Origin of the sequence: Echinimonas agarilytica (genome assembly GCF_023703465.1) — a bacterium.
Lineage (GTDB): Bacteria > Pseudomonadota > Gammaproteobacteria > Enterobacterales > Neiellaceae > Echinimonas > Echinimonas agarilytica.
Genome location: NZ_JAMQGP010000006.1, coordinates 68,297 through 81,947 on the forward strand (window position 1 = coordinate 68,297; position 13,651 = coordinate 81,947).

Sequence of the window (13,651 nt, forward strand, 5' to 3'; positions counted from 1 at the left end):
CGTGGGATAAGCTCTACCTACACTCACAAAACCTCGACGGATTGGATATTGTTGGAATGGTAGATTTCTTTCAAGCTAGATCATCTGGTTTGACGTACCCAATATTGGCGATTATTGCTTGTTTTTGGCTGGTCAGTGCAGCGCTTGCTATTGGGTTGAGTATTCAGGCAATCAATCAGTCTGTGCATTCAGTTGAGAAACGCCATTTGTCCGAACAATTACAGCAACTTCCTGCCTTGAGCCATCTCGCTGCGATTGCCTTGCAACCCACTACTAATAACCTTGTTGAAAAAATAGAAGCGTCAGGAAAAAGCACTCAAGTGGGTGTGTTTTTGCAGGAGTCATGGACTGCGCTCACGCAAAATTCAGCATTGGCGGTTGATTATATTTGGTTGCTCGATGGCAGTGACGCGTTGTTGAGCGGAGCAGGAACGGACTGGCGTGGGTTATATATGAATATCATTGCCAAGCAGTCTTTAGGTCAAACTTGGTTTTGCCAAGCGCGTTGCTACGCGTTGATTTCTTATCCGTTTCAGATCTCCAATCAAAATCAGACTCAAATGCAACTTGTATATGCTGTTTCAGTGATGCCTTTGATTGAGTCCATCATTCCCCAAATACTCGAACATAGAACCTTTGTAGCATTGCAATATGGTCAATCACAGTGGCAGGTAAAAGATAGCGCTGGTGATTTGGACGGGCCAACCAAGGCCGCGATTCAACACATGACCAGCCCTAACTTAACCAGTCATCAAGCGTTAGCAGTTGAAGGGAGGCTCGTTGATTTATATGCCAAGCCACTGAATGGGACTTCGGTGTGGTTGGCATCAATTACTCAACGGGTTCCTTGGAAGGTTCAATTTGCGCTGAACTTTTGGATTGGAGGGGCTGTGTTGGGTATGGGACTGGTGATTACGTTGTTGTGTGTGATGTTTCGTGTCCGGCGTCATGACAGGCAGTTGCTTGAAATAGAACATCAAATGAATCAAATTTCCACCAATAGCCAGATCATTCTGACGAATCCAGATTTTAACCATGTTCATCATACAGAGACCGCCGACCCGAAGGCCTCTCGCCTTGAGATTTCATTTGCCAATATGATGCTGCAGTTGGCACGCACGGTCGCTCGCCTTAAAGACAATTACCAAGAATCCCATTGGCTGGGTTTTCATGACCCTTTGACTGGGTGTTTAAATCGCGCATCTTTTGAAGCTGAGCTGGCCGATCAACTTGCCCTCGCTAAACGTGGCAGTTTGATGTTACTTACCGCTCACAATGTTTCCCGAATCTCTGCAACGTTTGGGTATCGCGCTAAAGATCAATTGCTAACGGATATGGCCGATATGCTGAAAGCTAGTTTGCCACAGAATGTCATGCTTGCTCGGATTGGAGATGATCAGTTTGGGCTGATCGTCAAACAAAATAGTCTCGATTCTGCCCAAAAGTTGGCCGAACATTTAGTTGATATCTTATCTGCTATTCGTATTCAAGATGGTATACGAGAAGAAATGCTGGAAGTGTCAATTGGCGCTGTTTGCTATCCGCAACATGGTGAGCAAGTCGACGAGCTGTTTTCAAGGGCTGATTTAGCCTTGTATCAAGCGTCTCATAAGGATACTCAATCGTTTCATTTTTATCCCATCACACAACCTATGCCTGCGGTTCAGGCTCGTGAATATTGGTTATCGCAGGCGCGCCAGGCAATTTGTCACGGGCGTTTAGAATTGCAATTTCAAACAGTGTGGCACCTCAATCCTGATACTCCCTTGATGACAGAGGCCTTGTTACGATTCCGGAATGAAAAAAATCAACTCTTAGAGCCGAAGCAATTGTTACTCGCAGCGGAGCGATGTGGTCAGTTAACAGCCATTGACTTGTGGGTGTTGGAGAAGGCGCTTCAGCTACTGGTAGATGAAGCGGATATGCTGTTATCGGTCAACTTGTCAGTGCATAGCTTTATTGATCGACAAGCAATGGCTGCTATTGATGCGTTAATTCGGGCTTATCCAGAGCAAGCTGCACAATTAGTTATTGAGCTCCCCGAAGCCGCAGTATTGGCCAATATGGCAACGGCCCTCCAACACTTTGAACGATTGCAACATGCGGGGGTGTCGTTTGTACTGGACGATTTTGGCACCGGCTATAGCTCCCTGCATCTGCTCAGTGAATTTAATTGGCAATATGTAAAAGTTGATGGCGCGATTATTAGGCAAGGTATGCTCGAAGAATCTGTCTTGCGTATGCTTGAAGTATTAGTCGATGCGTGTCTGCGGAGTCAATGTACTCTCATTGCAGAGCAAGTTGAGCATCCCAATGAACTGAAATTTTTGGTGCAGCTAGGCATTGAGTCTGTTCAAGGAGAAGCCATATCGGAGCATTACTCTGAGCCAAAATGGAATGATTCTTCAAGAATTAGGGTAAATCAGGAGTAATGTGAGTTTGCAGCTACCCTTTTGCTGCTAAATCTGGCATTTTTACATCACTAGTGCGAATTAAAATATGCCAAAAGAATCAATGGGTGACATGACCGACGCAGCCGATTTAAGCCTGGAAGGTATCGAACGACAGCCCCTCCATCAGTTTACTGAACAAGCCTACCTAAATTACTCCATGTACGTGATCATGGATCGTGCATTGCCGCATATCGGTGACGGTTTAAAGCCGGTGCAACGACGCATCATTTATGCGATGTCAGAGTTGGGTTTGTCCGCCTTATCCAAACACAAAAAATCAGCGCGTACAGTCGGTGATGTGTTGGGTAAATATCATCCACATGGCGACAGTGCTTGTTATGAAGCAATGGTGTTAATGGCGCAGCCATTTTCGTATCGCTACCCGCTGGTGGATGGCCAAGGCAACTGGGGCGCTCCAGATGATCCGAAATCATTTGCGGCCATGCGTTATACCGAAGCTCGTCTAGCTAAGTTCAGTGAAGTCTTACTGAGCGAACTTGGGCAGGGTACCAGCGATTGGGTTCCAAACTTTGACGGGACCATGAAAGAACCTTCGGTTTTACCGGCTCGCCTGCCACATATTTTACTCAATGGTGTGACGGGAATTGCTGTGGGAATGGCAACTGACATTCCTCCCCACAATGTCAAAGAAATTACCGATGCGTGTGTGCATCTCATTGAAAATCCGAAAGCGACGGTGACCGATTTGATGGCCCATGTCCAAGGCCCGGATTATCCAACTGAAGCAGAAATTATTACCCCCAAACAAGACATGCAGCGTATTTATGAAACCGGTCGAGGTAGCATTAGAATGCGTGCAGTTTGGAGTAAAGAAGACGGTGATGTGGTGGTCACAGCGCTTCCTCATCAAGCCTCTGGAGGCAAAGTATTAGAGCAAATAGCCGCACAAATGCAGGCTAAAAAACTCAATATGGTGGCGGATTTACGGGATGAATCGGATCATGAAAATCCAACTCGCATTGTTATCATTCCGCGCTCAAATAGAGTGGACTGTGAACAGTTAATGCAACATCTGTTTGCAACCACAGATCTTGAAAAAAGCTATCGCGTAAACATCAACATGTTGGGGCTCGATGGTCGACCCAAAGTGAAGCCACTAAACACCATTCTTAGCGAATGGATGGTGTACCGTCAGAATACGATCACGCGGCGTTTGCAGTTCCGTCTCGATAAAGTGCTCGATCGCTTACATGTGCTTGAAGCGTTGCTTATCGCATTCTTGAACATTGATGAAGTGATTCGAATTATCCGTACGGAAGATGATGCGAAAGCCGCTTTAATTGCGACTTATTCATTGTCTGAGCGCCAAGCTGAAGCCATCCTTGAGCTGAAGTTGCGTCAGCTAGCAAAACTCGAAGAAATCAAGATTCGAGCAGAACAATCTGAGTTAGACGAAGAGCGTAAGAAGCTGGAATTACTTTTGAGCTCTGACCGTCGACTTAAGACATTGATGAAAAAAGAGCTGATCGCCGATGCTGAAAAGTATGGCGACGCCCGTCGTTCACCGTTAATGGTGCGCTCGGAAGCGAAAGCTCTGACAGAAAAAGACTTGTTGCCGTCAGAGACGATAACCGTAGTGTTATCTGAAAAAGGTTGGGCGCGAGCGGCCAAAGGCCATGATGTTGATGTTAAAGGTTTAAGTTATAAATCTGGGGATCAATACTTGTCCAGTGCGTTAGGTCGAAGCAATCAGCTTGCTGTATTCATGGATAGCTCAGGACGAACATTTTCAACGGATTCTCATACCTTGCCGTCAGCTCGAAGTCAGGGCGAGCCTATGACTGGGCGTTTTACCTTAGTTGCTGGTGAAAACATTGAACATGTTTTAATGGCTACAGACGAACAACGTTTTTTAATTACATCTGATGCGGGCTACGGCTTCGTGTGTAAATTTAGCAATATGATCAGCCGTAACAAAGCGGGTAAAGCGTTACTCACGCTCCCTTCCGGGGCGAAAGTGATGACTCCTCAGCCGATCACGAGCGATGAATCGCAAGTGGTGTCTGTGACCACGGAAGGGCGCATGTTGGTATTCCCTATTGATCAATTGCCTGAGCTTGGTAAAGGAAAAGGCAATAAAATCATTCAAATTCCGGCCGCACGTCTGCAAAGTCGTGAAGAGTACGTCAAACAAATTGCGATTGTTCCGGTTGGCCAGTCTGTTGTTCTCAAAGCAGGAAAACGGAAGCTGACCCTTAAGGCTTCTGATTTGGAGCACTATCGCGGCGACCGAGGGCGTCGAGGCAATAAACTACCTAGAGGACTTCAACGTGTTGAAGAGATTTTGGTAGAAGATGTAAATACAGAAACTCCCGATACGGAATAATAACACGGCTAAAGCTGCTCCGAGTGTGCTCGGAGTGGTCTAGCATTAGTGTGATGCAGGATGCACCCGTTCTTTTCTTTTTATTTTAAACGGCCTGATATGCTCTATTTTTTTCGTGTTGTCACGGCGATCATATTCTTAATGATTTTGACCGTGCCCGTGTTACTTATGTGCTTGGCACGCCCTTTTCATCGCAATTCAGTTTTTCTGGTCTCACGGCCATTAACATGGTTGAGTCGATGGTATGGCTTCAAATTTGATGTTCGAGGAGAACATCATCTCGATGATATTGGGCCATGCGTACTGGTATGTAATCATCAAAATACCCTAGATTTAGTCGTTGCTCCCAAGCCACTGCGCCGTGGTACTGTGAGTATCGGTAAGAAAAGCCTGAAGTGGATTCCGGTATTTGGCTTATTTTATTGGATCACGGGTAACATCATGATTGATCGCAAGAACTCAAATAAAGCAGCCGACACACTCAATCAAGCTGCCGAAGAAATGATGACCAAAAAATTAAGCGTGTGGATGTTTCCTGAAGGCACGCGAAGTTATGGCCGGGGGCTACTTCCATTTAAAACTGGGGCATTTCGGTTAGCTAAACAAGTGGGTGTTCCTATTGTTCCTGTGTGTGTATCAGACACTCATGAGCTGGTGAATCTTAACCGTTGGAACAATGGTGTGGTACCGATTGAGGTGTTACCTCCGGTGTATATCGACAACGATGCTGATATTCGCAAAGTTGCGAACGAGATCCACGACCAAATGGCTGCTACAATTGCGCGAATAACTCACGAAGTGAAAGGTAAATCATGAATCAGGCGCTCGAGTCACTGAAAGAATTCAACCGAGAAATCCGTCAGGAGCTTATTTCTGATGGTAGCGATCCAGAAGGGATCTACATTATTGAACATCACTTCTCCGCAGAAGATTTTGATCAGCTTGAAAAAGCAGCAATGATTGCTTTTAAGCTAGGTTTTGAAGTCACCGATGCAGAACAAATCGAAGATGATGAAGGTGCAGTGATCTTTAGTTTCGACTTGGTGACAGAAAAGCTTTTGGATGTTGTATTGCTCGATGCCGAGTGTGAAACGATGCTCGACTATGCTCAGCAGTGGGGCGTTGAGTATGACGGTTGGGGCACATATTTCGTTGACCCTGAAGGTGAAGAAGAAGGTTAATGTTACCGTCATGAGCTTGCCATAATTCCCTTCTACCCTATTTAACACGGCGCTTAGGGCGCTGTATTTGTTAAATGAGTCACAGCCATATCCGAGTAATGCCGGTTGGCTGAATTCTATGTTGAAGGGAATATGATGAGAATCTATGTTGGTAATCTGTCGTATAAAATGACAGATGAAAGCCTAGCAGAGGCCTTTGCTCAGTACGGTGAAATTGCCTCAGCAAATATAATTATAGACCGCGACACCCAACGTTCTAAAGGGTTTGGCTTTGTTGATATGGTTGATGATGCTGCTGCACAATCAGCCATTGAACGTTTAAATGGTCAGCCGCTCGATGGCCGAAATGTAGTGGTCAATGAAGCCCGCCCTCGCGCTTCTAGATAAAACGAATTAGGTGCTAGCTCCTCGCGTTAGCACCTACCTGCTCTACCTTTTGTTGAAATATCCGAGTTGCTTTCGCGTCTTCACTAGCGCCTTTCGTCTATTATCATTAATATACGCTCAGCTTCTGACTTCCTCGGGAATTTCTTTTTATGTTGCTTTCTCATAAGCATAATTTTTTGTTTGTACACATTGCTAAAACCGGTGGGACTAGTGTTCGTACCGCGTTATCTAAGTATCGTTGGGGTCATCGTTATTCGGTACCTCAGTTCATTGCAAACAAAATGAGCCAGTTAACTGGGCATCATATTGGGTCCAAATTTCCAAGGCACTCCAAAATTATTGCGGCTAAAGAAATGCTCCCCGATGAGTATTTCGAGCAACTGTTTAAATTTGCTTTTGTACGCAATCCATGGGATTTACAAGTAAGCTCATTTCATCACATCAAGCGTGAGCGGCCACATGTGATGCAAGGCAAAGACGATTTTGAAACGTTTTTGCGGTGGAAATTCGATCCTGAACGTCCATATCAATATCACATTGATACATCCTTAGAACTTCAGTCGGACTACTTGGTTGATTTGCATGGAAAAGTGTTAGTGGATTACATTGGCCACTATGAAAATTTGCAAGATGACTTTCGCTACGTGTGTGACAAAGTTGGCGTTAGCGGGTTAGCTTTACCCCACAAACGCAAAGCGACCGATAGGGCAAAGTACCTGAGTTATTACACCGATGAAACGGCTGAATTAGTGGCGAAACATTTTGCTCGAGACATTGATATTTTAGGCTACACATTTGATCCTAAAACCTAAAGTATTCAATAAAAACCGGCATTATGCCGGTTTTTATATCTCTCTTCGATGTTAAGCCGCTAGAGTTTGCATCCACGTTTTTTGAATCAATTTACGTACAAATAGCACTGCCTTGGTGACTTCTTCGGTGTACACCATCAAGTAAATGTAGAAGAATCCCCAATCTAAATATACCGCAATAACTGTCATTGGAATGCCAATACACCACATTCCAAATGTATCCGACAATAGGCAGTACTTGTTCTGTCCGCCGGTACGAAGCACACCCATAGAGAGCGTCATATTGGTGATTTTAAGCCAACTAAACGCCGCGATTAAAATGATGATTTGGCGCGCTTGATCAATCGTACTTGTGTCTAAGTTGTTGTACGGCATAAGTACTAGATCAATATTCAATGCCAATAATCCACCGACCAACACAGCGACGATAGGGCAGAACAAGGCAAAATTCTTCGCCAAATTCCACGCTTGCTGATGGTTATTTGCGCCCAGTTGATGCCCCACCATAATGGCACTGGCCGATGCCATACCAAAGAATAGAGAAATCAATATACCTTCTACAGGCGCAAGCATGCTCGCTACAGCGAGTGCTTCGGTGCTCACTCGGCCATATAAAATTGCATAGACGAAGGTGCCGCTCGACCAAATCCCAAAATTAAGCATCATCGGCAGACTAATCGTGAGGTACCTCCGCCATGCCGATAGCGAATGAACAATGGCAAAGCTTTCGACTCTCGGAAGCACCAAATGGCGACGCCAAATCAAATACCCAACCAGCATTGCAAGGTGGAATGCACGAGCTACCGAAGTTGCAATAGCTGCACCAGCCACGCCCATAGCCGGTACAGGCCCCGCTCCAAAGATAAATACCCAGTTCATCAAAATGTTAGCAATGACGGCAATTGCGCTAATGACCAGTGGGGTTTTGACCTGACCGACACTTCGCAATGACGCTTCAAACACCATGAGCAAGTAGCTGAAAATCAATGCAGGAATCGTGAGGCGAATGTAGTCAGCCCCCAGAGCTATAACTTCGGCATCGTTGGTTCCCCACGCGATAATCGACTCTGCAAATAGAAACAAGGCAATGATTAAAGGCAGTAATAGTGCCGCCCCTGTAGTACTGGCCAGAACAATAGCGCTTCTAATGCCGTTCACATTTTTGGCGCCCCAATATTGAGATGACAAAATGCTCAAAGCAGTGCCCAAACCAGCAAAAATAACCAGAATTACAAACTGAACTCGGTTGCCAAGACCCACTGCCGCAACGGCTGAATTTCCAAGGTGGCCAACCATCATGACGTCAATCATCCCCAGCATCGTCATTAAAACTTGCTGCAATGAAATGGGCCATGCTAATTGGAAGCTCAACTTGAGCGCGTGGTTCTGTTTCAATTCTTACTCCGATTTATACTGTCTTAAAATAGTAAATGTGATATAGGTCTCTTTGTTCAAAAAGGTGGGGTCCGACACAAAATCGGAGCTTTTACCTCGTTGTTAGGGCGCATTATAGTTTTAGATGATGACAAAAAAAGAACTTAGAGTATCATTTATATGTTCAAAACTATCATTGGTTAATTTTTGTGCATGATGTTTTTCATATTCACACGGACTGCAAAGAGCATTTTATCTCCGTAAAAGATGTACCAAGACTTCGTGCAGAGGGGTTGGTGCTTGCAGGCCGCTCTGAGCTTAAAACTCATTATGAAATAGCTCGGGAGCGCCCTGAATATCACACCTTGCTTATTACCTTGTCAGGTGGCGGATTATTGGAGTCTGAGCATGCCCAGATCCCCATTACATCTGACACATTGGTGTTATTGCCTGCAGGCAAGCCTCACTATTTTCATTTAAATACAGAGCCTCAATGGAAAACGTGTTGGGTGCTGCTGGACGATAGTCCCAGATGGCAGTTCATGCATGAAAAGCAATCGCAAATTGCTTCGCTGAGTGATGAAGCTGCGCGTGTGGATTTAAATCTGTGGTTATTGAGCCGAGAAATGGAAAGTTCTGCACCAAACAACACCATTATTGATTTGTTGGCTCAAACGCAAATGACATACCTAGACCAAATGTTGGACAGAAAGCAGCAACTACCACGTCAACAGCTCAAATTGTTGCAATTATTTGATGATGTGAATAATCAACTTCATCTTGATTGGAGTGTTGCAGACCTTGCTGAGCGTATGTTTATCTCCCCCCCGCAACTGTATCGTTTGTGTCAGCAATACATGGGCACAAGCCCAATGCAGCATATCTCTAGACTTCGAGTTCAGCGAGCGTGTGATTTGCTCAGGCATTCAGATTTGTCGATTCGACAAATTGCGCAATCACTTGGTTACGATGATGGCCTGAGCTTTTCTCACCGCTTTAAAAAGCAAATGGGAGTGTCGCCTAAATTGTGGCGACATCAACAATCATTGCTTTGATAAAGCCTGAACCACGCTTTTATGGTGCAGCGATAGGAATTCAACGAAGCGCCCAAGATTTACATTCACAATATTGGCTTCATCAATACCTACGCGTTCAACGGCTTTGAGACTCTGAGTAAAATCTCCCAATTGGAAACTGATGTGAGAATCCGTTGCAATGCTAATTTTGGCATTCAGCCTCTGAGCCACTTCTAAAATCGCAATGCAGTTTGGCTCGCTACCATGGCGTGACTCAAGAAAAGAACTGTTATTGACTTCAATTGCAACGTTGTTAGCCACGGCCGCTTCAATAACTGCTTCATAATCAAATGGAAAGTTCGGATTGCCGGGGTGTCCAATAACTTGGCATCTACCCGACTCTATCGCACCAATGAGCGCATTTGTATGGGCGGCTTTGGTGCTTGGGGGAAATACAGGTTCGTGGAAGCTAGCAATGATCCAATCGAGTTTTGAAAGCAAAGGCTCTTCAACGTCAAGGTCGCCATTTTCATTAAGTATATTGGCCTCCATACCCCGAAAAATTACAATACCATCCACCGAGCGCGGAAAAATCTTCATGTTGATGAAGTGATACAGGTGTGGGCTGTCGGGCATCGCGACACCATGATCGGTAATGGCAAATGCTTCAAGGCCTCTTTGTTTTGCGACCGTCAAATAATCATGAACAGTACTAAATGCATGAGTACTGCCAATGGTATGTGCGTGGGTATCAACCAGTATTTTCACAAATCACTCCAGTGAAATTGAACAAACAACACAAAGCATAGCCCTTTTCGAACGACAAGCTAAAGTGTGAGCTATCTAGCACGGAGAAATAATTTATTTTCCTATACTGCAAGTGAGCAACAGAGGCGAACAAATTATGAGGACACTATTACTCATAGGTTGGTGCGTGTTAAGTTTTGCTTGCACAAGCACTAATGATGGTTCCATTGCAGAACGACCTATCGGTCTATCTGAGCTTCCTTTACCTGTTCATAGAGCTGGCGAAGATATTCCTGATGCCCAACAAATTTTTGCACTAAGCCCCGAAATCAAAGAAACATTGGATCACAAGTTTGCCCGATATCGACACGACCCGCATGATCTGATGTTCGCTTTTCGGAAGTGGATGACAGCGGATGATGGGTTTAAGGTTCAATACGATAACACCACCACTTATACCGCAACAGAAACCTTTCATGAACGCGCTGGTAATTGTATGTCATTGGCGTTGATGACAGTAGCATTTGCAGATCACCTCGATTTATCGGCCGATTTTTTGAGGCCCGATGTGCCGCTTTTTTGGGAACAGCGAGATGGTATTGAAACCATTGGTGATCATGTCAACGTGGTGGTGAGAGAGAATTATCAAAGACCTTATGTATTGGGATCTAATGCGTTTATCGTCGATTTTACGCCCAACAACCGTTATCAATTCGTCAAGCGCATGAAACTCAGTCGACACGAGGCCATCACGTCGTTTTATTCAAATCGAGCAGCCGAAGCACTGTCACTAAATCAGCTTGATTTAGCCTACAGTTACGCTTGGCATGCCATTCAGACATCACCTTTGGATTCTGGTATTTACTCGTTAGTGGGAGTCGTGTTGAGACGACAGGGGCAAATTGATTTAGCTGAACGAAGTTATCGAGCGGGTATGCAGCTTGATGATGTCGACCCTTTATTGCTGCATAACTTGGTCTACTTTTTGCGGTTCGATGAGCGGCATTACGAAGCTTATCTGCTCTCGTTAAAGCTTGAAAAAATTAAACTCAATAGCCCATTTGTCATGGCCAGAGAGGCTCAAAGCTTTTATGAGGCCGGGGACTATAAGCAAGCACTTGAAACCTATAATAATGCGATTCAAAGAGCCAACTACATACACGATCTGCACTTCGGAAAGGCTCGTGTTTTATTAGCTTTGGGTGAATATGAAGATGCTAAAGCCGAGTTAAACAAAGCCAAAGAGCTGAGCACAACCCGACAGCAGGCCAGTCAATACAGCGGTAAAATAGCCGCACTGAATAACCTGCTATAGTTGTGGATCATTCCATAGGCCTTTGGCGTAAAAAGCTAGCAAATCTGGGTAGACCGGTTGAGGTAAATCCAGAATACTTGTAGCTCACCTGAGCGCCTATGGGAGGCGGAGATTCGCGTTCTCGGTCGCTAAATCCGCTTCCGACCTTAATATACTGGTTGAATTGATTGCGGATCCACAAAGCACCGAGCTTGTTTTTGAACTTGCCGTGACCCGATTGATAGCCGACTACAGTGCCTTCATCATCTTCCCATAACTTGAGCTTCATTAGGTGGGAGCTACGTTTGGGCTCGTACAATGCGTGTTTTCGTTTAATCATTACGCCTTCTCCGCCATTTTCCACCACTCTAACTAACTGAGCCATCAATTTTTCTTGAGATTCAATGACAGATTGTTCAGCGACCACAAGCCAATCGACTCCAACGTCTTTGCGAAGTTGAATCATCTGGTTGTATCGCATTTGAAAGGGGGCAACGATAGTTGGTAAGTCAAAAACCACGAACTTCAGTCTCAGCCATCGGGAATCGGCCAAATTGTTTGAACGTATTAAACTTGAGGTTTGTTCGAACGTCCCTCGGCCCATCCAAAGCTCTCCATCCAATGGAATCTGAGGGAATCGTTGCGTGAACCAATCGGGGCACAGAACCACGTTTCCTGAGCGGGTGAGTAGCTGCCTGCCATTCCAGTAGGCACGGACACCATCATATTTTTCGCTCATCAAATAGTAATTCACATTCATCGATTCGCGGTAATCAGATGCCAGCATCAGAGGTGGGTTTGGAAATTGTCCTGCATAGGCAGGACAGCTGGCTAATAACGAACAGCCAAGCAAGGTCATCGTTGTTGATTTGTACATGAGTAAATCCTCCTTGATTAAAACTCATCGCAACTAGCTTAGTTGAAGATTCGAAGATTGAACAATTTCATCAATGCTATGAGTTTTACAGGTCTACCCGAGGCATGGTGTTAAGAACTTTGACGTTATTTCAATATTGGCATTATGAAAAATGTTTTTAATGTTATTAAAGTAACTTTAGCGTTAGAAAGTTATCGTTAACATTGCAATCATTCGTTTGTAACATTTTGGAAGTGTCTTAAACATAAATGCTAGCGTTCCAAGCGCTTTTGCTTGGGGTTGATTTTGAGGTTGTACAATGCGTTATTTATATAAAATTCTAATTGCTTTCGTGGCGATGATTGCAAGTAGTTTTCATGTGGGTGCGGGAATTTACACTGCCGAACATGGTTGGCTAGACACTAACCATGCGTGTAGCTCAAACCCTGCATGTCAGGGCGCCGGGATCATGGAGGACTTTTCTGTTAGCTATGATGATCTGAATGGTCAGTTAAGTTTTAGCTCAACCCTTTCTGAAAAAGATGGTCAGTATTCCACAGGCTTTTGGTTAGTGTTGAATGGCGGAGGAATGCCGGGTGGCGGCGGTCATGTCGTTGGTAATGAAGATGAGATTGCCATTATTTATGGTGATTTGACGCAGGGCGATGGCGCACTAAGTGTATACGTTTATGACGGCACTAACGGCTCTGATAGCTGGAAAGATCCAAACAACTTCATTGGTCGATATGATCAAGACTTTAACGTCAATCACGTGAATGGCCCCGATGCAAATGATGGTTCTACGTCATTCGAGTTTGACATAGACCTGGCTAAAATTAACAGCTCAGATGGTAAGCCGAATCCAGACAACTGGCGCGGCATTGAATTTAGTGACGACGTGGGAATCTGGTTTCATGCGTTTAATGGGGGCGTTACGTACAGCAACGACGGCTCGATTGATTCAATGAATTACGGTAACAATTTTGGTATGTTTGATACCGATCATTACGGTACCAACTACAGTGATTCGCCTTCATACTCTGTGCCTGAAGCACCTACTTTGATTTTGTTTGTACTGGGTTTCTGCGGTTTGCTATTGCGAGAGGGGAACCGACAGCCTTTGCAGTCAAGCTAACTGAAGTACTGTAAAACAGTGCACGCCCAGGCCGGGTTGCACTGTTTTA

Annotated in this window: 12 protein-coding genes; 9 read left to right on the plus strand and 3 right to left on the minus strand. The window is 44.9% G+C overall.

All coding sequences use genetic code 11. The features are described 5' to 3' along the window. Positions 1–56: 56 nt before the first annotated feature. The 6 genes from NAF29_RS12035 (at position 57) to NAF29_RS12060 (ending at position 7,180) form a co-directional block, all read left to right on the plus strand. Positions 57–2,432 (plus strand): bifunctional diguanylate cyclase/phosphodiesterase, encoded by a 2,376-nt coding sequence (locus NAF29_RS12035; RefSeq protein WP_251261830.1) that lies wholly within the window; start codon positions 57–59, stop codon positions 2,430–2,432. Positions 2,433–2,523: 91 nt separating this feature from the next. After that, positions 2,524–4,800 (plus strand): DNA topoisomerase IV subunit A, encoded by a 2,277-nt coding sequence (gene parC, locus NAF29_RS12040; protein WP_285817754.1) that lies wholly within the window; start codon positions 2,524–2,526, stop codon positions 4,798–4,800. Between the two features lie 231 nt (positions 4,801–5,031). Next, the gene (locus tag NAF29_RS12045) at positions 5,032–5,616 is read left to right on the plus strand and encodes a lysophospholipid acyltransferase family protein (RefSeq protein WP_251261832.1); all 585 of its coding nucleotides are present in this window, start codon (positions 5,032–5,034) and stop codon (positions 5,614–5,616) included. After that, positions 5,613–5,981, plus strand: a complete 369-nt coding sequence (gene rraB, locus NAF29_RS12050) for a ribonuclease E inhibitor RraB (RefSeq protein WP_251261833.1) — start codon at positions 5,613–5,615, stop codon at positions 5,979–5,981. The genes NAF29_RS12045 and rraB overlap by 4 nt, the downstream gene beginning before the upstream one ends. A gap of 132 nt (positions 5,982–6,113) precedes the next feature. Then, on the plus strand, positions 6,114–6,368 hold the full coding sequence (gene rbp / locus NAF29_RS12055) for an RNA-binding regulator (protein ID WP_251261834.1): 255 nt from the start codon (positions 6,114–6,116) through the stop codon (positions 6,366–6,368). A 149-nt stretch (positions 6,369–6,517) separates the two neighbouring features. Next, a complete protein-coding gene (locus NAF29_RS12060) occupies positions 6,518–7,180 on the plus strand; it encodes a sulfotransferase family 2 domain-containing protein (protein ID WP_251261835.1) in 663 nt (220 codons plus the stop codon). 51 nt (positions 7,181–7,231) lie between these two features. Here NAF29_RS12060 and NAF29_RS12065 read toward each other — a convergent pair whose 3' ends face one another. Beyond that, positions 7,232–8,575: an MATE family efflux transporter gene (locus NAF29_RS12065; RefSeq protein WP_251261836.1), complete on the minus strand. Its 1,344-nt coding sequence runs from the start codon at positions 8,573–8,575 to the stop codon at positions 7,232–7,234. 188 nt (positions 8,576–8,763) lie between these two features. On the opposite strand from NAF29_RS12065, the gene NAF29_RS12070 reads away from it, so the two are divergent. Continuing rightward, positions 8,764–9,609: a helix-turn-helix transcriptional regulator gene (locus NAF29_RS12070; protein ID WP_251261837.1), complete on the plus strand. Its 846-nt coding sequence runs from the start codon at positions 8,764–8,766 to the stop codon at positions 9,607–9,609. Here the strand turns inward: NAF29_RS12070 and NAF29_RS12075 are convergent. Next, a complete protein-coding gene (locus NAF29_RS12075; RefSeq protein ID WP_251261838.1) occupies positions 9,598–10,338 on the minus strand; it encodes a phosphatase in 741 nt (246 codons plus the stop codon). The two genes, NAF29_RS12070 and NAF29_RS12075, sit on opposite strands and share 12 nt — an antisense overlap. A gap of 136 nt (positions 10,339–10,474) precedes the next feature. On the opposite strand from NAF29_RS12075, the gene NAF29_RS12080 reads away from it, so the two are divergent. Beyond that, the gene (locus tag NAF29_RS12080) at positions 10,475–11,632 is read left to right on the plus strand and encodes a tetratricopeptide repeat protein (RefSeq protein WP_251261839.1); all 1,158 of its coding nucleotides are present in this window, start codon (positions 10,475–10,477) and stop codon (positions 11,630–11,632) included. Positions 11,633–11,639: 7 nt separating this feature from the next. Here NAF29_RS12080 and NAF29_RS12085 read toward each other — a convergent pair whose 3' ends face one another. After that, on the minus strand, positions 11,640–12,488 hold the full coding sequence (locus tag NAF29_RS12085; RefSeq protein ID WP_251261841.1) for a DNA ligase: 849 nt from the start codon (positions 12,486–12,488) through the stop codon (positions 11,640–11,642). Positions 12,489–12,786: 298 nt separating this feature from the next. Here NAF29_RS12085 and NAF29_RS12090 point away from each other — a divergent pair, with 298 nt between their 5' ends. Then, a complete protein-coding gene (locus NAF29_RS12090; RefSeq protein WP_251261842.1) occupies positions 12,787–13,602 on the plus strand; it encodes a hypothetical protein in 816 nt (271 codons plus the stop codon). The last annotated feature ends 49 nt before the right edge of the window (positions 13,603–13,651 follow it).